Origin of the sequence: Mammaliicoccus sp. D-M19 (assembly GCF_022386695.1) — a bacterium.
In the GTDB taxonomy this organism is placed as follows: Bacteria; Bacillota; Bacilli; order Staphylococcales; family Staphylococcaceae; genus Mammaliicoccus; species Mammaliicoccus sciuri.
On record NZ_JAJNHW010000001.1, the window covers coordinates 901,354 to 922,595 of the forward strand.

At 32.4% G+C, this 21,242-nt stretch carries 18 protein-coding genes; 2 read left to right on the forward strand and 16 right to left on the reverse strand.

Going from position 1 to position 21,242, the window contains the following annotated elements; genetic code table 11:
* Positions 1-77: 77 nt before the first annotated feature.
* The 9 genes from fba to LQ675_RS04630 are packed head-to-tail and all read right to left on the reverse strand — an operon-like array spanning position 78 to position 10,739.
* Positions 78-917 (reverse strand): class II fructose-1,6-bisphosphate aldolase, encoded by an 840-nt coding sequence (gene fba, locus LQ675_RS04590; protein ID WP_152291857.1) that lies wholly within the window; start codon positions 915-917, stop codon positions 78-80.
* A 24-nt stretch (positions 918-941) separates the two neighbouring features.
* Positions 942-1,961: an inositol 2-dehydrogenase gene (gene iolG / locus LQ675_RS04595; protein WP_048541614.1), complete on the reverse strand. Its 1,020-nt coding sequence runs from the start codon at positions 1,959-1,961 to the stop codon at positions 942-944.
* Positions 1,962-1,974: 13 nt separating this feature from the next.
* Positions 1,975-3,564, reverse strand: a complete 1,590-nt coding sequence (locus LQ675_RS04600) for a solute:sodium symporter family transporter (RefSeq protein ID WP_048541613.1) — start codon at positions 3,562-3,564, stop codon at positions 1,975-1,977.
* Positions 3,565-3,618: 54 nt separating this feature from the next.
* Positions 3,619-4,503, reverse strand: a complete 885-nt coding sequence (gene iolE / locus LQ675_RS04605; protein ID WP_048541612.1) for a myo-inosose-2 dehydratase — start codon at positions 4,501-4,503, stop codon at positions 3,619-3,621.
* A gap of 10 nt (positions 4,504-4,513) precedes the next feature.
* Positions 4,514-5,533, reverse strand: coding sequence for a Gfo/Idh/MocA family protein (locus tag LQ675_RS04610; protein WP_075577663.1), 1,020 nt, complete (start codon positions 5,531-5,533; stop codon positions 4,514-4,516).
* 16 nt (positions 5,534-5,549) lie between these two features.
* The gene (gene iolD, locus LQ675_RS04615; protein WP_152291860.1) at positions 5,550-7,463 is read right to left on the reverse strand and encodes a 3D-(3,5/4)-trihydroxycyclohexane-1,2-dione acylhydrolase (decyclizing); all 1,914 of its coding nucleotides are present in this window, start codon (positions 7,461-7,463) and stop codon (positions 5,550-5,552) included.
* A 13-nt stretch (positions 7,464-7,476) separates the two neighbouring features.
* Complete coding sequence (iolC, locus tag LQ675_RS04620) at positions 7,477-8,436, reverse strand: 5-dehydro-2-deoxygluconokinase (RefSeq protein WP_075577661.1); 960 nt, start codon at positions 8,434-8,436, stop codon at positions 7,477-7,479.
* 13 nt (positions 8,437-8,449) lie between these two features.
* On the reverse strand, positions 8,450-9,268 hold the full coding sequence (gene iolB / locus LQ675_RS04625) for a 5-deoxy-glucuronate isomerase (RefSeq protein WP_048541603.1): 819 nt from the start codon (positions 9,266-9,268) through the stop codon (positions 8,450-8,452).
* 16 nt (positions 9,269-9,284) lie between these two features.
* A complete protein-coding gene (locus LQ675_RS04630) occupies positions 9,285-10,739 on the reverse strand; it encodes a CoA-acylating methylmalonate-semialdehyde dehydrogenase (protein ID WP_048541601.1) in 1,455 nt (484 codons plus the stop codon).
* A 204-nt stretch (positions 10,740-10,943) separates the two neighbouring features.
* Between LQ675_RS04630 and LQ675_RS04635 the strand changes: the two genes are divergently transcribed.
* Complete coding sequence (locus LQ675_RS04635; protein WP_048541599.1) at positions 10,944-11,699, forward strand: DeoR/GlpR family DNA-binding transcription regulator; 756 nt, start codon at positions 10,944-10,946, stop codon at positions 11,697-11,699.
* 174 nt (positions 11,700-11,873) lie between these two features.
* Here LQ675_RS04635 and LQ675_RS04640 read toward each other — a convergent pair whose 3' ends face one another.
* From LQ675_RS04640 to LQ675_RS04670, 7 genes are all read right to left on the reverse strand, one after another.
* Positions 11,874-13,139 (reverse strand): Gfo/Idh/MocA family protein, encoded by a 1,266-nt coding sequence (locus tag LQ675_RS04640; protein WP_075577659.1) that lies wholly within the window; start codon positions 13,137-13,139, stop codon positions 11,874-11,876.
* Between the two features lie 191 nt (positions 13,140-13,330).
* Positions 13,331-14,821, reverse strand: a complete 1,491-nt coding sequence (gene nagE / locus LQ675_RS04645) for an N-acetylglucosamine-specific PTS transporter subunit IIBC (RefSeq protein ID WP_239726568.1) — start codon at positions 14,819-14,821, stop codon at positions 13,331-13,333.
* 220 nt (positions 14,822-15,041) lie between these two features.
* The gene (locus LQ675_RS04650) at positions 15,042-15,398 is read right to left on the reverse strand and encodes a zinc ribbon domain-containing protein YjdM (RefSeq protein WP_119649534.1); all 357 of its coding nucleotides are present in this window, start codon (positions 15,396-15,398) and stop codon (positions 15,042-15,044) included.
* Between the two features lie 79 nt (positions 15,399-15,477).
* Positions 15,478-16,065 carry a helix-hairpin-helix domain-containing protein gene (locus LQ675_RS04655; RefSeq protein WP_239726567.1) on the reverse strand — a complete coding sequence of 196 codons (588 nt, stop codon included), beginning with the start codon at positions 16,063-16,065 and terminating at the stop codon, positions 15,478-15,480.
* A gap of 16 nt (positions 16,066-16,081) precedes the next feature.
* Positions 16,082-17,674 (reverse strand): ABC transporter permease, encoded by a 1,593-nt coding sequence (locus LQ675_RS04660; RefSeq protein ID WP_239726566.1) that lies wholly within the window; start codon positions 17,672-17,674, stop codon positions 16,082-16,084.
* A 1-nt stretch (position 17,675) separates the two neighbouring features.
* Positions 17,676-18,572, reverse strand: a complete 897-nt coding sequence (locus tag LQ675_RS04665; RefSeq protein WP_048541586.1) for an ABC transporter ATP-binding protein — start codon at positions 18,570-18,572, stop codon at positions 17,676-17,678.
* Position 18,573: 1 nt separating this feature from the next.
* Positions 18,574-19,212: a TetR/AcrR family transcriptional regulator gene (locus LQ675_RS04670; RefSeq protein WP_075577657.1), complete on the reverse strand. Its 639-nt coding sequence runs from the start codon at positions 19,210-19,212 to the stop codon at positions 18,574-18,576.
* Positions 19,213-19,702: 490 nt separating this feature from the next.
* On the opposite strand from LQ675_RS04670, the gene LQ675_RS04675 reads away from it, so the two are divergent.
* Entirely contained in the window at positions 19,703-21,067 is a 1,365-nt protein-coding gene (locus LQ675_RS04675) for an amino acid permease (RefSeq protein WP_119493660.1), read from the forward strand.
* Positions 21,068-21,242: the final 175 nt, after the last annotated feature.

Sequence of the window (21,242 nt, forward strand, 5' to 3'; positions counted from 1 at the left end):
CAATCTTTTAAATTACAAAAAGCTAGGACGATTGATTATTCACGTCCTAGCTTCTTACTAATATTGTATTTTATTAACTATGCTTTGCCGTTGGATTGGCATTTATAAATAATTGATTCGACAGTTTGTTCGATTGCTTTTTTACTTGGGTTCAAGATTTGCTGTGGATTAAATAAACTCGTATCATTAGTTAATACTTCTCTAAGTTCATTACTCCACGCAATATTAATTTCGGTATTAAAATTAATTTTTGCGTGACCTAATTTTATGGCTTTTACTAAATCTTCGTCTGATATACCTGATGCACCGTGTAATACTAAAGGTATATCAATCGTTTCTTGAATTTCTTTCATTTCTTCAAATCCTAAATTAGGTTCACCTTTATATTTACCGTGTACTGACCCGAGTGCTGGTGCCAATGTGTCTATATGTGCTTTTTGTGCTAAGTTTATACAATCATCTAACTTCGCATATTGTACTTGTCCTATGACACCGTCTTCGTTTCCACCAATTGCTCCAACTTCACCTTCTACAATCACATTATTTTTATGTGCATAATCTACTACTTGTTTGGTAAGTTCTATATTTTCTTCAATTGGTAATTTAGACCCATCAAACATAACTGAATCATAACCAGCATCTACTGCTTTCTTACATCCTTCAACAGTTAAACCGTGATCTAGATGTATAATTACTGGTACTGTTATATTCATTGACTCTATTTTATTTCTGATTGTTTTACAGATAAAATCATACCCACCTAAAAAGTCTATAATTTTATCTGTCGTTCCTAAAATAATGGGGGAACGTGTTTTCTCAGCAACTTTTAAAATACATTCAATCCATATTAATCCGTTAATATTAATTTGTGGAATAGCATAATGTTCTATCTTTGCTTTGTGTATAAATGTATTCATTCTATAACGTTCCACCTTCCTTTTTTAAAGTGTCTTTGATTGTTTATTTACTAATGACTTAGGTTCATTCGAAAGTAGGGACTCTTTACATTTCACAGCAATTTCTTGAGCTTTATAGCCGTCTTCTATTGAGCAAATTACATCAGTGTCATTTAAGATAGCTTCAATAAATCCATCCATTTCTACTTTATAAGCGTCACTATAACGTTCTAAGAAGAAATATGGCGGATTGTCTTTAGATATTCCTTCAGCTCGATGATAATTTAATGTTGTCGTTTGTTCATTACCTACATCAATTGCACCTTTATCACCCAATACTTCAACTCGTTGATCATATCCATATACACTTCTTCTACAGTTTTCAATCATGGCCATTGAGCCATTTTCAAATTTAAGGGTTACAAGTGCTGTATCGATATCATCATATTGAGCAATGTCTGGATTTACCAGCGCTCCACCAGTTGCATACACTTCTGTTATTTCAGATTGCATTAAATATCTTGCCATATCAAAGTCATGAATCATCATATCCATGAAAAGTCCACCTGAACGTTTAATATATTCTACTGGTGGTGGCTCTGGGTCTCTTGAAGTAATCCTTAAAGTTTGAATATTACCGAGTTCACCTTTATTTAAAATATTTCTCAATTCTTTGAAGTTTTTATCAAAGCGTCTATTAAAGCCCATTTGCAGTTTCACATTTGCTTCTTTTACCGCTTCTAATGCAATTTTCGCTTCATCAATAGATAAACTAATCGGTTTCTCGCAGAAGATATGCTTTCCTTTTGCACAAGCTTCTTTAATGATATCTACATGCGTATCGGTAGGTGAACATATTACTACTACATCTACCTCAGGATCATTAATAATATCCATATGGTCCTTAGTTTTATTTTCTATTCCTGCTTTTTTAATCCAATCTTCCATCTTGTCGCAATATAAGTCTGAAATCCACTTAATCTTTACATCTTTATGTGTTCTTAAATAGTTTATATGTAATTGGCCAATTCTACCTGCTCCAATTACGCCAAATGTTAGTGTCATATCTTTCTTCCTCCTATGCTAATCCAAGTGGTGAGAATAATACGTAAGTGCCTATAACTACAAGTACGATAATACCACCTACTAAATATCTATGTTTCCAAGGTGTGATATCTACTTTTGCGTAATTTACACTGAAATCAAACTCATCAGATGGTTTCCATTTATTGAATAACATTACTATAAGTAAATCTACAAAGAATAGTACACTTAATACATATAAGAAATGTATTTCTGTAATTAATACTTTTGAAAGCGCATACAATAAAATGTGTAAAATAAACATCACTTTAGCGCCAAGCTGTGATGTACGTTTAACAAAAAATCCTACAAGTACAAGTACTAAAAGTGGCATATTATAAATACCATTAAACTCTTGTACAACTGCATATAAACCTTGTGGGAACAATGAAATCATTGGTGCAATTATTACAACAATTACACCTACTAATACTGTTACCAATCTACCAATTCTAGATACTTGTTTATTGCTTGCTTCTTTATTGATAATTGATTTATAAAAGTCCAGTGAGAACAATGTTGCTGTACTATTTAAAGATCCAACAAATGAACTTAGAATAGCACCAAAAATAACTGCTCCAAATAAACCATATGCCCATTCTGGTAATACTTCATTAACAAGCATTGGATAAGCATTATCAGGATTTGTAACTTTATCTCCTAACATATTGAATGCCAACACACCTGGAAATACTAAGAATAAAGCACCAAAAATTTTAAATGTACCAACATACATAGCACCTTTTTGTGCTTCTTTTAAATTTTTACCAGCAAGTGCTTTTTGAACAATCATTTGGTTAGTACACCAGAAGAATAAATTATTGAAGAACATACCAAAGAATAACGTTGGCCATGGTACTATTTTAGAATCAATTGCACCTAGTGAATTAAGCTTTTCTGGCGTGTTCTGAACGACTTTATCAAATCCATGTAAGAAGCTTCCATCTCCGAAAATAATGAGACCTAATGTGGGTATAGCAAGTCCACCTACAATTAAACCGACACCATAGATAGAATCACTATGTGCACTTAAAGATAACCCGCCTATGAACAAATATATAATTCCTACAAGACCTATGACTGTTGATATTAAAATAACTGCAGTCATATCACTTATATTTAACATTTCACTTACGTTGAAAATTTTATTAAATACAAGTGCACCAGAATATAATACAACTGGTAAGAATGAAACTACATAAGTAAATATGAATAATAAAGATACGAGTCGTTTCGTGAATGTATCAAATCTCATTTCAATAAAATCTGATATTGTATCAACACCATACCTAAAATATCTAGGTAAAAAGACAAGTGCTAATATAACAATAGCTACTGATGAGGTTACTTCCCATGCCATAACTTCCATACCTGCAACGAAACTTTGACCATTTTGACCAACTATTTGTTCAGTAGATAAATTGGTCATGATAATTGTAGAAGCAATTGTAAAACCAGTTAAACTTCTACCACCCATAAAGAAACCGTCGGAATTTTGAGTATCGATTTTTCTACTCCGTAAGTAAGCATATACACCTACACATATAACAACTAAAATAAATGAAATTGCTGCAAACATACTCATGATAATTCTCTCCCTTTAGGAGCCCTTAACTCCTATACCATTTTGTTTTAAATTTTATTGATATTGTGCAATATACTCTTTTGCTTTTTTAGCATATATAAATGGATTTGCAATCGCTGGATCTTGTTCAGCTTCAACTACAATCCATCCACTGTAATCAGATTTATAAATTAAATCTAAGATAGGTTTAAAATCTATTACACCGTCTCCAGGTACTGTGAACATACCTTTTTTCACACCATCCAAGAAGCAACTACATTCTTTATCTACTGCTTCTTTTACATCTTGTCTAACATCTTTAAAGTGAATATGTTTTATCCTACCTTCATGTCTTTTAAATATGTCAATCGGGTCTTCGCCTGAAAGGACAAGGTGTCCTGTATCAAATAAGAGAGAAACATTATCTTTGTTTGTTCTTTCCATTAACTCGTCTATTTCTTTTGTCGTTTGTACACCTGTACCCATGTGATGGTGGTATACGATTTCCATATCTTTTTCGTGTGCTAATTGCCCTAACTTCTCTAAACCATCTACTAATAATTGCCATTCTTGTTCTGTAAATATAGGTTTTTCTTTAAATAATGCTTTCGTTAAATCCCCTTGAATACTATTGCCTTGTTCTGAAACAACAATAACTTTTGCGCCTAATTCATATAAAAAATCTCTATGTTTTATAAACGCTTCTTCTGTTACTTCATATGGTTCCGAAGTTAAATATAAACTCAACCATGCACTTGCGACAGATAATCCTCTTGGTTCCAAATATGATTTCAAGACTTCAGGATCTTTCGGGTACTTGTTACCTATTTCTGTACCTTCATACCCAGAGAGTGCCATTTCACTAATACATTGTTCAAATGAATTTTCACGCCCTAGTTCTGGCAAATCATCATTTGTCCAAGCTATCGGTGCACATGCGTATCGAATATTTTTAGTCATTTACTTCACCTCATAACGTAATGATTGTTTTCTTCTCATACGATTCTTGCATTGCAATTGCAACTTCTGTACTTTTTAATCCATCAATACCTGTTATTGATGAAGGAACATTATTATTGATAGATTCTATAAATGCATTAATTTCATTAATAAATGCTAATTTAAAGCGTTCAGGAAAATGACCTGAAGTCGGTCTAACAACACCATTTTTGTCATAAACTGTAACTAAGTTTTTCTCAGGTGCATTTCCGATTCTTATCATTCCTTCAGTTCCTATAATTTCTGTTTCAACATGATATCCATGTTGAGCATTTCTTCCAGCTAATAAATATGCAATTGTGCCATCTTCTAATTCTGCCAGACATGCACCTGTTTCCAATTCTTCACATTCGGTTAATTCAGGTGCTGCTATGTTATTACCAAGTGAATAAACAGTTTTAAATTCTGAATCAGTAAACCAACGTACAAGATCAATATCATGAATAGACATATCTAAAAATATGCCCCCACTTGCACTATTCTTTGCAAATTGAATAAAGCTATCTAAGCCTGCACTAGGATCAATTCCATAACATCTCATTGCTGTAATTTTGCCCAATTCACCATTCTGAACAACTTTTTTAGCAAATTGATAAGAATCATCAAATCTACGCATAAAGCCTAATTGAAATACTTTGTCTGAGTAACTATTTATTTTTTCAACAACTTGTTTAATATTGTCTAACTCAAGTCCAATAGGTTTTTCTGAAAAGACATGTAAACCTTTATCTAATGCTTGTGAAATTTGAACTGCATGAAATCCACTCGGTGAAACAATTACAACTGCATCAAGCTCATCGTTTTCTATCATCTCTGAATAGGATGTATAACAATTTTTTACTCCTAATTCTTCTTTGGCATATGCTAATTCTTGCTCAACAACACTTGCAACAGCGAATAATTCTGCACCCTTTACATGGTTAACAATGTTTTCTGCATGCACTTTTCCTAATCTACCTAAACCAACTTGACCAATTTTTATTTTTGCCATGTTATGAATCTCCTCTTTAATATTGTTTTGCTTTTTTCAAAGCTTGAACCTTTTCTTGATAAGATGTTTTTATATCTGGTTTTTCACTATGTTCGGATACACCAACATTCCAGAAAGATTCATATCCGTCAGTCATCGTTTTAGGTAAAGTTTTTATTTCTATTAATGTTGATTTTGTTTCTTTTTTAGCATCTTTAATTGCATCTTCTAACGCTTGAAGACTATTAACTTTGTAAGAAACTGCACCATATCCTTCTGCAATTTTCTTATAATCTACATTCATGACTTCACCGTTATAATCATTAAATTCAGTACAGAAACTTTCACTACCATTACCCATCTGTAAATTATTGATACAACCAAATCCACTGTTATCAAATAATACAATGTTGATTTTATAGTTATATTGCAACGCTGTTAGCAATTCAGTGTGCAACATTAAGAAACTTCCATCACCAACTAATGCATATACTTCTTTTTCGGGGTTTGCTATTTTCGCACCAAGTGCAGCTGCAATTTCGTAACCCATCGTAGAATAACCATATTCCATATTGTAAGTATTAAATATGTCGGTCTCCCACAATCTTTCTAAGTCTCCTGGCAATGAACCCGCTGCAGCTACAATAATCGCTTCATCATCAATTGTTTCATTAACTTTAATCACTGCATTTGTCTGAGGTAATTCCGTTTCTAATGCTTCAATATATTGATTAAGTTTTTCTTTACTAAAATGACCTGATATTTCAGCTTCAAAATCATTTTTATTAATATCTACATGAGATAATCTTTCTCTTTCTTCAGACCATCGATTCTTTAAATTTTTTACTTGATCTAATGTATTAAATTGACATTCACTTAATGCTTTATCCAATAAACTAATTGATATTTTTGCGTCTCCAACTACTTGTATCGCATCTAATTTATAAGCATCAACTCTATTAACATTAATGTTTATAAATTTCGCATTATCAAAGTTTGCTACTGTCTTTGAGCTTGTTGTAAAGTCTGAATATCTTGTTCCAATACCAATAATGACATCAGCTTCTTTTGCATATAAATTGGCTGCTAAATTTCCTGTAACGCCAAGACCACCAAGATTCAGTGGATGAGAGGCTTCTATTGTCGATTTACCTGCTTGAGTTTCTGCAATAGGAATATTCGTTTTTTCTATAAATGATTTTATAGAATCTTGAGCTACCGAATACTTAGCACCACCACCAACAATTAATAGTGGTTTTTTAGCTGTCTTCAATAGTTCGACTGCTACATCTATTGATCTGTTCGAAGGTTGAAGTCTATCAACATAATGTACACGCTTTTCAAAAAACGATTCTGGGAAATCATATGACTCTCCTTGAACATCTTGACTCAATGCTAATGTCACAGGACCCGCTGTTTGAGGATTTGTCATGACCTCAAATGCACGAATTAAGGCTGACATGATTTGCTCAGGTCTTGTTATGCGATCAAAATATCTCGAAATTGGTTTTAACGCATCATTTGTAGTAATACCAATACTTTGAGGATTTTCAATCTGTTGTAATACTGGATCTGGTTGACGAGTCGCAAATGTATCTCCTGGTAGTAATAATACTGGTATATGATTTGCTGCCGCTGTACCTGCAGCCGTTACAAGGTTAGCAGCACCTGGACCGACAGATGTTGTCACTGCAAATACTTTTTTTCGTAAACTTTGTTTACTAAAGCCAATCGCTGTATGCGCCATACCTTGTTCATTTTTACCTTGGATTATTTTTAATTCATTCTGATAATTTGATAGACCTTCTCCTAAACCAAGCACATTACCATGACCAAAAATATTCATGACACCTTCAACAAATCTTGTCTCTTTTCCATCAATAGAAATATATTGTTTAGTCAAAAATCTAACAATTGCTTCTCCAGTTGTTAACTTCACTGTATTAACCATGTTTAATACCACCTTAAGATTGTTCTTTAATTAAATTCTCTATTTTATCAACTGTAGGCATCGCTTCAGATGAACTATGACTACTTACAACAATCGCTGCTGAAGCTGCACCATATTTCAATGCTTCTTCAACTGATTTACCTTTAACTAATGCATAAATAAATGCGGCTGCATATGAATCTCCTGCACCAAATGTTTTAACGACATTCGCTTTAAATGCTTTACCTTCATAAGTGTTTCCTTCTTTATCAAATGCATTTGAACCTTGCACACCGTGTTTAATGACAACTAAATGTGGATTAGCTTTAAATAATAGTTCACTAATTTCTTTGTCTGATAATGCTTTATATCTTTCGACCATATCAAATTCATCACGTGTTCCAATGACGACATCAGCTTGTTCAGCGACTAACTCATAGTAAATAGATGTTTCTTCTTCGTCTGTCCAACTATACGGTCTATAATCGAGCTCAAAGATTACTTGTACATTATGTTTTTTTGCTAGTAACAGTGCTTTTAATACTGCCTCTCTTGATGGAGATTTAGCTAATGCTGTTCCTGAAATAAGCAAATATTCTGAATTTTTAACATATGATTCATCTACATGTTCAGGCGCTAAATATAGATCTGCTACTTCTTCTCTATACATTAATATGCTTGATTCACTCGGACTTTTAATTTCTGTAAACGTTAAACCGATTTTATGTCCATCTTCATCTACATGTATTTGAGACGTATCAACGCCTACTTCTTCAAAGTAATTCGTAATAAATCTTCCATGTTGATCATCTGATACATTAGCAATCATACCCACATCTAATCCTAACTTTGCCGTACCAATCATGATATTAGCTGGTGAGCCACCAACATATTTGCGAAATGATTCTGTTTCTTCCATTGGTCTATTAATTTCTATTGAGTTCAAATCTATTGCAGCACGACCTATTGCTATAATTTGTTTTTTATTAGACATTCACGTACACCCCTTATTCTCTATCAATAATCCATTCATGATCTGGTTGGTTATAAAATTTCCAAACTTTTTTAGGTCCTGCCATAACATTTAAATAATAACCATCGTAACCATCAGGTACAGCTACTGGATGATAGCCTTTAGGCACTACAACAACATCACTATTCTCTACTGTCATCGTTTCATCTATTGAAAGGTCGTCTGTAAACACACGTTGAAAGACGAAACCTTTACTCGGATTCATTTCATGATAGTAAGTTTCTTCAAGTAATGATTCATTTGGTAAGTTATCAACGTCATGTTTATGTGGTGGATAGCTCGACCAATTACCTTGATCTGTATACACTTCAACGACAAGTAATTTTTCACTCGCTGTATGTGTATCAGGTAAAATATTATGAACATGTCGTTTATTTGAATATTTACCTCTATCTTCTACTGAGTTCTCAGATGCTGGGATTAATTGTGTTGCTCTTTCTTCATCTGCTGGCGAATAACAAAGCACAACTCTTGAATCTTTATTCGCTTTAATTGTCACTTCATGATTTTTAGAAATATATATACTGTCTGTTGGTATTTTTTCAAATACAGATTCTCTTGTTCCTAAATCTTCATAAGAACTTTCTCCATCTGACACATCGATGTTGCCAGTTAAAGCGACAATACATAGTTCAAAATCACCCGTTGATTCTGTGTAAGTACCTTGTGATTTTATGTCTAGCACTTTAAATCCGATATAAGCTAAATCAATATCTTCAGGTTTCAAATCATGTATCACTTGTACATCATCACTTAATGGATGATGTACAGGTTTATTTAATAATCGAGCCATCTCTATTTTTCACTCCTTAAAATTGTGGATTACCATGTCTAGCAGTTACGACCTTACGGTGTGTATAGAAATCAATACTATCTTTACCGTTCGCATGTAATGAACCATAGAATGATGATTTCCATCCAGAGAATGGGAAGATTGCCATTGGTGCTGGTACACCTAAATTAATACCTAACATACCTGCATCAATATACTCTCTGAAGTATCTAATGGATGATGCACTGTCTGTAAATAAACATGCACCGTTCGCAAATTCAGATTGATTCGCTAATTGAATGCCTTCTTTTAAATCTTTTACTTTAACAAGTGATAACACCGGTGCGAATATTTCATCTTGCCATAGTTTCATATCAGTTGTAACATCTTCGAAAATAGTCGGTTTTACGAAGAAACCATCTTTGTTGTTGTCTTCTCTACCATCTAATACAAGTTTGGCACCTTCTTCGACACCTTGATCAACGTAATTTAATGTACGTTCAACATTTTCTTCTCTAATAACTGGACCTAAGAAAACATTATCTTCTAATCCATTACCGATAACGATATCTTTAGAAGCTTGTACAAGTTTTTCTTTAAATTCGTCATAAACACCTTCTTGAACAGCTACTACTGCTGCTGCCATACAACGTTCACCTGCTGATCCAAATGCTGCACCAATTACATCTTTAACTGCGCCATCAATGTTCGCATCATTTAAAATGATTGTATGGTTTTTAGCACCTGTTAAACATTGCGCACGTTTTAAGTTTTCAGTTGCTTTTTTATAAACATATTCACCTACTGGTTTAGAACCAACGAATGATACAGCTTTTATATGTTCATTTTCACAAATACCATTCACAACATCATGTGCACCATGTACAACATTGAATACACCTTTTGGGAAACCTGCTTCTTCAATTAACTCTGCAAGTTTATTAACAAGTAATGGTGTCTTTTCAGAAGGTTTAATCACAAATGTATTACCTAATGAGATTGCCATTGGGAACATCCAACAAGGCACCATCATTGGGAAGTTAAATGGTGTGATACCACCTACAACACCTACTGGGTATCTATAGCTTGTTCCTTCTATATTTGTTGCGATACTTGAAAGTGAGTCACCCATCATTAAAGATGGTGTCCCTGCAGCAAATTCAACATTCTCAATACCTCTTTGTACTTCTCCTAAAGCTTCTGTCGTATTCTTACCATTTTCTTTCGTAATAATTTCAGCTAATACTTCTCTATTGTCTGTTAATAATTGTTGAAGTTTGAATAAAAGTCGAGCACGTTTAGGCACAGCAACTTCTTTCCATTCTTGAAACGCTTCATGTGCAATTTTTGCCGCTTCATCTAATTCTTCTCTTGTTGAAACAGGTACTTTAGCAATCACTTCTTTAGTAGCTGGATTGTATACATCTATTGTTTCCTTACTTTTTGACGCTTGCCATTGTCCGTTAACGTAATTCTTTAAGATTTCTACCATTTACATATCCTCCAGTTATAAATATTAAAGTAACCGCTTTCATAATCTTTTAAAAAATGAGTATATATTGATTAACTATTGGTTACTTATTGAGATAATATTATAATAACGAGTATAATATGTCAACTTTTGAGTAACTTATATTTTTTATAGTTGTTATATAAGTAAATTTTGGGTATATTGTAAGAAATGGGGGAATCGTATATGAAATCTAAACGAATTTATGAAATAGAATCTTTCATAAAAAAAAACAAAACGGCTTCAATTGATGAATTGAAGGATATATTTAATGTATCTGTAAATACAATAAGGCGTGATATCAATCTTTTAGTAGATATGAATGTAGTTAAAAAAGTTTATGGTGGCATTGAAGTTATCGAAGATGAATATAAAGCAGTTGATTACCAAAAAAGGAATGTGGAGAATTATCAATCAAAAAAACACATTGGAAAATTAGCTGCTGCACATATCGAAACTAACGACATTATTTATATTGATACAGGAACAACAACAATACATGTATTAGATTATGTCGACAAAAAATTATCATTTACAATTATTACAAACAGTCTTGATATCATGAATAAAGCTTCACAATTTGAAAATGTAACTTTATTTATAATTGGCGAGAAATACAAACCACGTACTCGATCATTTATAGGTATAGATTCTAATATTTTATTGAATAAATTTAATATTAATAAATGCTTTATGGCAGCTACTGGTGTCAATATTCCAAATGGTCTATCTAACTCAGAGATGGAAGAAAACTTAATCAAACAACTTATAACAAAAAAAGCACGGCAAACATATGTGTTAGCTGATAATAGTAAGATAGGACATTCAACATTACTAACATACTGCAATCTAAGTGACGTAGACAAAATAATTACTAATAAAATACTCCCACAAGAAATACAACAATTCTGCGATGAAAATGATATTAGGGTATTATTTTAGTTAATAAATTTAACATGCGTTGATTCGTGCGCTAACGATCTTGTTTCGCTTTCTTGGACGTTAGAATTTCTAACGATCTTGTTTGCGACTCTTGAGCGTTAGCGCTATTTTCACGCACAAAAAAGACGTGATACTGCTATTTTCTAGCGGTATCACGTCTTTATTTATCTTATATTATGAAGTTAAGGCTATTTCATTATAGAATTCGTCTATATTTATGGATTGGCCGTGGTTCAGTCTTGATTCTTCTGCTGCAAATGCCATTAAGTGACTGATTAAGGATTTACTTGCTATGGATTTAGATTCATTTTGATCTGAGCTATTAATTGCATCTATAAAATCTCTCATAATACCTTCGTCTCCTCCTCCATGTCCACTGCTCACTTCTGGGAATTTGACAATTTTTTCTTCTCTTGTTAAAAAGTCAAAAATGCTTATTTCATTTGTTTCCATATTCCCTCTAATTTCACCTTTTGTTCCCATTATTTGAACAATTCTTGTTTGTTCTCTTGTAAATGCGCTCATACTAAATGTTGCTGTTGCACCATTTTCAAATTCCATATTCACAACTTGATGATCGACAACGTCATTATCTGATTGGAAGACGCATTTCCCATAATCCGTATGATTCAATCTTTCTATGATCGCTTCGTTAGAATTTTCTTCTGTAAATTTCATCGCCCATCCTCTACCGATACCTAAATAATACCTTCCAGCATGAAATGGACATTCATTTTCTACTGGGCATCCGTCTAGACATCTTAATGGTGCGCCTTCTGGTTTGTTTGCTTCATTAAAATACATCAATGAACCAAAGGAATTGATTCTTTTACAATCTTGATCCATGATATAACTGATAATATCCATGTCATGGCAAGATTTAGCTAATATCATTGGACTTGATTGTTCTTTACTTTTCCAATTACCTCTTACAAAACTATGTGACATATGCATATATTCTACATTTTCATTAAGTTGAATAGATGCAATCTGACCAATATCTCCGTTTTGAACGATAGATTTTATCCTACTCCAGAATGGTGTATATCTTAATACGTGACAAATCGTTAATGTTCTATCCATTTCTTTCGCTTTTTCTACCATTTTAATACACTCTTTAGGAGTAGGAGACATCGGTTTTTCAAGCAACACGTGATATCCTAAATCTAATGCTTTCATTGTTGGTTCAAAATGCGCTTTATCTTGTGTACATATGATTGCTATATCAGCTTCTGGCTTCATGTCCAATAATGCTTTCCAAGACGCTTGTACATATTGTTCATCTAAACTATGATGACTACTTATGCGCTCTCTTCTTTCTTTAACAGGTTCCGCTACCCCAATTAATTTAATTTTATGAGGCAAAGACTTTATCAAATTCGCATAAACTCTTCCCCCTCGATCACCTGCACCTAACAAAATCGCTTTTTTTATACCCATTGAATCGTCCCCCTTTATCATTCAATAGTTTCATATTACTACTATAAAAGTAAAAAATCACACATTTACCATTATTTTTTGTTCATATTTGTTCAAAAATGTTATTATTATAAATAAAATTAAAGATAAAAAAACAGTAGGCTTTCAAATTATAAAATGAATGTCTACTGTTTAACTATTGATATATTCAATTACTGACCTTGATTTTGTTGCATTTGCATGAGTTCATCTGCTGTAAATTGTACATCAGTTCCAATAATAATTTGGATATTTTTATCACTAATCACTTTGTTTCCTAATGCGCCAGATTGTTTGATTTTTTCTTGATCAACAACACTTGTATCTTTTAAAGTTAGTCGTAGTCTTGTTGCACAGTGATCGATAACTTCTATATTATCATTACCACCAATTGCTTCATATATAAGCTTTGTCTTATTAGATACTTTCACACCACTATTGTTTGTTAAAGTACCTGCTTCATCTTCTTCAAGACTAGGATCTTGCTTTGCCGCTTCTTCCATTAAACCATCTCGACCTGGTGTCTTAAGATTAAATGTACGAATCGCAAAATCAAATACGACGAAGTATACGACACCCATAATCAAACCAAGTACAAGTAACATTAATGGTTTATTCGCAATCGGAATACTTAGACTTAATAAATAATCTATTAATCCTGCGCTAAATGTAAATCCTGCAGTCCAATGGAATGTTGCTGCAATAAATAATGAAATACCTGTTAATAACGCGTGAATACCAAATAACATTGGTGCTGCTACTAAGAATGAGAATTCTAATGGTTCTGTGATCCCTGTTACAAAGGAAGCAATCGCTGCTGTAACCATTAAAGAACCTACTACTTTTCTATTACGCTTCTCAGCATTTTTCCAAATCGCTAATGCTGCAGCTGGCAAACCAAACATCATAATTGGGAATAATCCTGCTTGGTAACGACCTGTTATACCCGCTTCACCTTTACTAGACCAGAAGTTTGCAATATCATTAATACCCGCAATATCAAACCAGAATACTTGGTTTAATGCGTGATGCAATCCAAATGGTAATAATAAACGGTTAAAGAATCCATATAACCCGGCACCAAGAGGTCCAAGTTTAGAAATCATTTCACCAAATGACACTAAGCCGTTATATACTGGCGGCCAAATAAACATAAGTGCGATAGAAATGACTAACATTGCCGCTGCTGATAATATCGGCACAAGACGTTTACCACTAAAGAAAGCAAACGCTGTTGGTAATTTCGTATCTTTAAATCTATTGTAAATTGCTGCTGTAACTAAACCACAAATAATCCCGATAAATACATTACTAATACCCGTAAATGCGATATCAACTTTATCCTCAGCAACATGCAATACTTTCGCCATTGCTTCTGGCTTTAATACTTGTGTAACCACTAAAAATGATACAAGTCCACTAAGTGCTGCTGCACCATTTTTATCTTTAGACATACCGAATGCTAAACCTACTGCAAAGAGTATTGGTAAATTATTAATAACTGCTAAACCACCATTTGCTAAAAAGTTTGCAACGCTATTTCCTTCCCCGTTAATTGCACCTGAATCAATAAAAGATGCGATACCTAAAAGTAACCCAGCTACCGGTAAAATCGAAATAGGTAGCATTAGAGACTGTGCAAATTTTTGCATATAAGCCTTCATATTTTTCTCCCCTTATATATTTGTTGGAAACGTAATCTCTATTACATATTTACCATAAAAAACATTTGATGTATATAACGAATTAATATTTCAAAAACTTAAAATAATCAATTAATTATTTTTAACAAAAAATAATAAGTACTTAGCTAATATTTATATCAACATACTTTCTAAAAATTAAGAGCCTGCAACAATTTTCATGTTTCAGACTCTTTCTTACTTACTTATTCACTTTTTTTACAACTGATGACTTCAATCCGATTTGTCCAAAGCCAGGTATTTTACAATCAATGTCGTGACCATCTTCTGGGTCCACTAATTTGATACCTTTAACTTTAGTGCCTTGTTTAATAGAATTAGATGATCCTTTTACTTTTAAATCTTTAATGACCGTTACAGTATCTCCATCATTTAATTCAACACCATTTACATCTTTAATAACTGTGTTTTCTTCCTTTGATGCATCTTCGTCGTTTATAGACCATTCATGATTACACATTGGACAAATATAAAGTTGTCCATCCTCGTAAGTATATTCTGAATCACATTTAGGGCAATTTGGTAATGTTGCTTCCATCTTTCAACCTCCGAAAGTTTATCATAACCTCTATAATTTATCACATTTTCATAAATACTGGTATTGGATTTTCATAAATTTAAGGTTTCATGATGATATATGACGTAATCTCTTTCACTTTAGCGTCTTTTTTATGATTTTCAAATTTATACATTTCAGCAAAATGAATTTCCTCACCAGAATTCAATATAATTATGCCATGTATAGAACCTTCTTTACCGTGCGTAAGCATTGATTTAATTTCAAGGCTAGATACTTTTTGCAAGTGCTCGTTAATTTCATCTAAAAATGCTTTTCTACCCTTTAATTCAAAAGAACCTGGTACTTTCCATACTAAATCATCTGTTAGCCATTCATTAAGATACTTTTCATCTCCAACGAGTGAAGCAATCACAATATCTCTGATAATTCTTCTTTTTGGTGCGTTATCACATTTTAAATCTCCTAGTACTGTGAATTTCACATTCTTTAAATCATCATCTAATTGACTAAATGCTAACCCTTGTTCTGAAAATGCTTCTTTCAAAATGCCTATTGCTTTTGGTCCCATACCATGAAGTTTCGCCAAATTATGTTCATCTAATTGAGCAGCCTGTTCTAACGTCGTAACATTGATCTTGTTCAAAGCATTTGTTGCTGGTTTCCCTATTTTCGGTAAATTTGTCATCCGAACACAGCTCCCTTTATGAAATGTCTTTTCGTTTAAACCCTATAAATCCAATTATGATAAGCACGACAGATAAGATGATTAATATACTTATACCCGAATAATTCATATCTTCAACAGGTATTTCAGGAATATGATGAAATGGCGTTATATCTTTTAACCAGTCTTTAATATTTAACAATTGTCCTAAATAAACGACGAAAAACGTATAAGTTAAATACAGATAAACGATAAAGTGTCCTTTATTAAACCATCCTAAAAGTACAACGCCAAGTGCTACGAAAGATATAATGGCAGGTATATGCACAATTCCAGACTTTATAATTGTCCAAAAACTAAATGGATCATTTAACACAGATGCTTGGGCAACATACAAACCGAATGCAGCTATAAAAATCATAAAGATAGCATTAAATAATGAAACAACTAAATAACTACTCAACAATTTAATTCTTGAAATAGGTCGAGACATTATAAGTTCTATTCGATGAGTATCTAATTCGTTTTTTATTTTGTATAAACTTAATAGTGGAGGTATTGTTGATACTATAGCCATTATAATCATTAAAGTCGGTAAGAATGCTTCTATATAATGATCACCTTTCCCAGCTACCATTTGCTGCAACATTTCGTTATCTTTAATAAAATCATCTAACTCACCAAATATTGATCCATATGAAGCGCCAAATACAAACATCCCTATTGCCCAGGAAATAAGCCCTACTTTATACAATTTAAGTTGTAAACCTAGTGGAGATAACCATATTTTATGTGCTGTTCTTTTACCTGGTTTAGAAGGCAGTAAGCCAGACTCTATATCCCTTCTAAAATAAAGTATCATCGCTACCATTAAGAAAATAATAGCCGTTATTAAAGTTATGACGATTGGCCACCAATTATTTTCAGAATAAGCAAACGTTCTTGTAATCCATCCTAGAGGTGAAACCATAGAAATATCTTCATTTATGACGTCACCAACAGCTCTCACTAAATAGCTTAAGAGCAATACTGTAATGCTATAGCCAGTAACACTACTACTTGTTTCAGTTAACTGTGAAAATATAGCTGTCATCATACCAAATAGAATCCCAATTGATCCTAATGAAACTGCATAAACAATTGAACCTTGCCAATCCACACTATTAATATTCATTAAAGGTAATATAATCATAATCAAAATGGTTATCATGACATTCACAATTATCATCTCAATAAGTGCACTTATGAGTTGCGATACTTTTCCAACTGGCAATGCTCGAATCATTTCAATACGACCTGCAGATTCATCTCCTCTAGTACTCTTTGAAACAAGTAAAATACTCATTATTGCAACGAGAATACTTGTAAATAGCAACATCTCGTGCGTAAATAACACGCCAACTGATACATGTTCAAATTGTCCTGGTCCTAACATTGCTTCCATTGCAGGATTTTTAGAAGTTTCAACAATTGGTTGCATATCTGATTGGTGTGGATACATACTTTTAAATGTTGGTGGTATGATAACTGTTAAAACTACGATACCTAATATCCAAAACAGCATTTTCCATTTATGTGTCTTAAGGTAAAATAACGTTAATTGTCCAACACCGTTAAAGAGATTATTCATATTACTCACCTCTTTCAATATTCACACCATAATGTCTCATAAATAAATCTTCTAATGTAGGTGGCATACTTTCTAATTTCAACAACTCAAACCGACTTAAATATTTAATAATATTAGAAACCTTCTCTGAATCCACTTGAAAATGATATGTCTCTCCTTCTTTAGAAATATCATGTACACCATCTTGCTCGTCTAAATCTGTTAGAGCTTCTTTAGACTGAACGACGAAATGCATTCTCGTTAAATGTCTCAAATCATCCAACGTTCCCATTTCTACGATTTCACCTTTTCTAATAATGCCGACTCTGTCACATAATTTTTCTACTTCACTTAATATATGACTCGATAATAGAACACTTTTGCCCTCTTTTTTCTTTTCTAATACACATGCTTGGAATACTTGTTCCATTAAAGGATCCAATCCAGATGTCGGTTCATCTAATATAAGAAGTTGTGCATCTGTTGTAAATGCAGCGATAAGTGCAACTTTCTGTCTATTACCTTTAGAATATGACCCACATTTTTTAGTAGGGTCTAAATCAAATTTTTTAATCAGTTCATCTCTTTTTTCATCATTTCGAGTCCCACTTAATTTCAAGAATAAATCTATCACTTCTCCACCTGTTAAGTTTGGCCACAAATTAACATCACCTGGAACATAGGCAATTTGTTTATGAATTCGAACTGCATCTTTCCAAGCATCTTTATCAAATGCCTCAATAGTACCTGAATCTGGTTTAAGCATGCCTAAAATTGCTTTAATGGTCGTAGATTTCCCAGAACCATTTGGACCGATAAAACCAAATATTTCTCCTTCTTCAACAGTGAAATTCACACCGTTTAAAGCTTTAAATTTACCAAACGTCTTCGTAACATTATTTACTTTTAACAATGTCATATTAATCACGATCCTTATAGAAGATTTTACGCATTTCCTTTATATATAAATCGAATTCATCATAAAAGCTTTGATAATCATTCTGCTCGATCATTTGATGTGTTATTCGTGTCTTCATAGATTCTGCTAAACCGTCAATCGAGTACTTTATAATATTGATAGACATTTCAACATTTAAATTATTTTTAAAAAGATCCTTATCTAAATCTTCAAATAGTGCATTTTGAACTTTACTTTGTAATTGTTTAATATGTTGGTCTTGTTCTTCAGATATATAATGATGTCCAGATTCCTCCAGAACAATTTTCGTTAAAAACTTCGACATATGAGGATGAATCGTCATTAAATTAGATTTAATCTTCGCTTGTTTAACTAATCTATTAAAAACATCCTTCTCAGAAGTATCAATCTGTTTAAAATAATATTCCTCAATGAAATCTAATGAATAATCCACTAGAAATTTAAATAATCCTTTTTTATTTATAAAGTAATAAAAAAGCATCCCTTTACCAATACCAGCATTTTCAACAATACGATTCGTAGAACTTTGTTGATAGCCATAATTAGAGAACTCCATCAGCCCTGAATTGATTATTTTTTGACGCTTTTCTTCATCTAAATTATAGAATGCATCATTCATCATATACACCTTCCAAAACATATTAGACCAGTTCGGTCGACTACATCATAACGCTATCGACCATATTGGTCAATTATTGTTACTAAATAGAAAAGCCACCAATTCGCAAAATACGAATTGGTGGCTTATTTAGTACTTACAGCACTATGTACTGACCCCTTTGTTTGCATATCAAAATAAATCAAATTCAAATTAAAGACCTAAAGCTGTAATCAAATCTACGATTGGTTGTAAAATACTTGTTAACATAAGAAATCTCCTCCTTTGTTTAAGTTATTCTTATTCTATATCAAATAATTATAAGTATAAAAAATGAGTAAAGTTACATTACTCATCGTGTTATATATCCTCACCTTTCGCTTACATTTAAAAACATTTATTTATATTAATATGCAAAATACAAATAATCGTAGTATAATGCTTTTTATATTGTTTTATAAATCTTATTGTTTACATATGTTTTATTGTGTTTAAGGAGAGCGAATTAAAAATGGAAAATCATGAGTTACAAAGAAGTATGTCAAATCGGCATATTCAGTTAATTGCTATTGGTGGCGCGATTGGTACCGGTCTTTTTCTTGGGGCTGGTAAGAGTATTTCACTAGCGGGTCCATCTATTTTATTAGTTTATATTATTATTGGTTTTTTCTTATTTATTATGATGAGAGCCTTAGGGGAATTATTACTTTCAAATAGTAACTACAATTCTTTCATTGATATTGCTGAACATTATTTAGGTCCTTTATTCGGATTTTTAACTGGATGGACGTATTGGTTTTGTTGGGTTGCAACGGGGATAGCGGATATTACGGCTGTGGCTAAGTATATTCAGTTTTGGTATCCTGATGTTCCTGCATATGTTTCTGCAATTGCAACAGTTGTTATTCTATTAGGTTTAAATCTTATGACTGTTAAATTATTTGGTGAGGTCGAATTTTGGTTTGCACTTATTAAAATTATCGCCATTATATTATTAATTGTCATTGGTTTATGGATGATATTTAATGGTTTTAAATCTAGCACAGGTATTCAATCTGGATTTAATAATTTATATAGCCATAATGGTTTCTTCCCAAATGGTGCTATGGGCTTCTTACTGGCTTTCCAAATGGCAGTATTTAGCTTTGTAGGAATTGAACTTGTAGGTGTTACAGCTCGTGAGACGAAAAATCCTGAAAAGAATTTACCTAAAGCGGTTAATTCTATCGGTATTCGTATTTTAATTTTCTATGTATTAAGTTTATTAATCATTATGAGTATCACACCATGGAATAAAATTGATCCTGCTGAAAGTCCTTTTGTTAATTTATTTGTATTAGCTGGTATTCCAGCTGCTGCGGGTATAGTTAACTTTGTCGTGTTAACTTCAGCTGCAAGTGCTGCAAACAGTGGATTATTCAGTAATAGTCGTATGGTTTATGGTTTAGGTCAAACGGGTCATGCGCCTGAAGGGTTAAGCAAGACAAATAAACGTGGTGTACCTTATCCAGCATTGATATTCTCAGGTGTTGTATTATTCTTCGCTGCGATATTAAATTATTTTATACCAGATGACGTATTTACACTCGTTACGACATTAGCTACAATATTCTTTATTTTTATTTGGTCTATCATTTTAATTTGTTATATCAAATTTAGAAAAGAAGACAAATCTTTACACGAAAAATCTAAATTCAAAAATCCATTCGGTGTGATTGGATCATATCTTGCATTAATATTCTTTGTATTTGTATTAGTTATTTTGTTCTTTGCAAATGATACACGTACAGCATTAATGTACTCACCTTTATGGATTGTACTATTGCTTGTTGTTTATTATATAAATCGTCGCAAGCATTCTACTTCAAATGAATAAATTTTAAAAACAGTAAACATCGTCATATGACATGTTTACTGTTTTTTATTGAATAAATGTAATATACCATAGAATAATATTTAAATTCTTGTTATATATTGAATGCAATTAATAGTGTAATATTTATCTATATATTCTAAATTTTTAGAAAATACTATTAACTTCTTGATTTAGA

Coding starts and splice junctions, on each gene's coding strand:
- iolB (WP_048541603.1), bottom strand. CDS start 9,268: ATGGCTCGATTATTAAATAAACCTGTACATCATCCATTAAGTGATGAT.
- nagE (WP_239726568.1), bottom strand. CDS start 14,821: ATGAAGGCTTATATGCAAAAATTTGCACAGTCTCTAATGCTACCTATT.
- LQ675_RS04635 (WP_048541599.1), top strand. CDS start 10,944: ATGAAATCTAAACGAATTTATGAAATAGAATCTTTCATAAAAAAAAAC.
- fba (WP_152291857.1), bottom strand. CDS start 917: ATGAATACATTTATACACAAAGCAAAGATAGAACATTATGCTATTCCA.
- LQ675_RS04650 (WP_119649534.1), bottom strand. CDS start 15,398: ATGGAAGCAACATTACCAAATTGCCCTAAATGTGATTCAGAATATACT.
- iolG (WP_048541614.1), bottom strand. CDS start 1,961: ATGACACTAACATTTGGCGTAATTGGAGCAGGTAGAATTGGCCAATTA.
- LQ675_RS04670 (WP_075577657.1), bottom strand. CDS start 19,212: ATGAATGATGCATTCTATAATTTAGATGAAGAAAAGCGTCAAAAAATA.
- iolE (WP_048541612.1), bottom strand. CDS start 4,503: ATGACTAAAAATATTCGATACGCATGTGCACCGATAGCTTGGACAAAT.
- LQ675_RS04600 (WP_048541613.1), bottom strand. CDS start 3,564: ATGAGTATGTTTGCAGCAATTTCATTTATTTTAGTTGTTATATGTGTA.
- iolD (WP_152291860.1), bottom strand. CDS start 7,463: ATGGTTAATACAGTGAAGTTAACAACTGGAGAAGCAATTGTTAGATTT.
- LQ675_RS04675 (WP_119493660.1), top strand. CDS start 19,703: ATGGAAAATCATGAGTTACAAAGAAGTATGTCAAATCGGCATATTCAG.
- LQ675_RS04655 (WP_239726567.1), bottom strand. CDS start 16,065: ATGACAAATTTACCGAAAATAGGGAAACCAGCAACAAATGCTTTGAAC.
- LQ675_RS04610 (WP_075577663.1), bottom strand. CDS start 5,533: ATGGCAAAAATAAAAATTGGTCAAGTTGGTTTAGGTAGATTAGGAAAA.
- LQ675_RS04630 (WP_048541601.1), bottom strand. CDS start 10,739: ATGGTAGAAATCTTAAAGAATTACGTTAACGGACAATGGCAAGCGTCA.
- iolC (WP_075577661.1), bottom strand. CDS start 8,436: ATGTCTAATAAAAAACAAATTATAGCAATAGGTCGTGCTGCAATAGAT.
- LQ675_RS04660 (WP_239726566.1), bottom strand. CDS start 17,674: ATGAATAATCTCTTTAACGGTGTTGGACAATTAACGTTATTTTACCTT.
- LQ675_RS04665 (WP_048541586.1), bottom strand. CDS start 18,572: ATGACATTGTTAAAAGTAAATAATGTTACGAAGACGTTTGGTAAATTT.
- LQ675_RS04640 (WP_075577659.1), bottom strand. CDS start 13,139: ATGGGTATAAAAAAAGCGATTTTGTTAGGTGCAGGTGATCGAGGGGGA.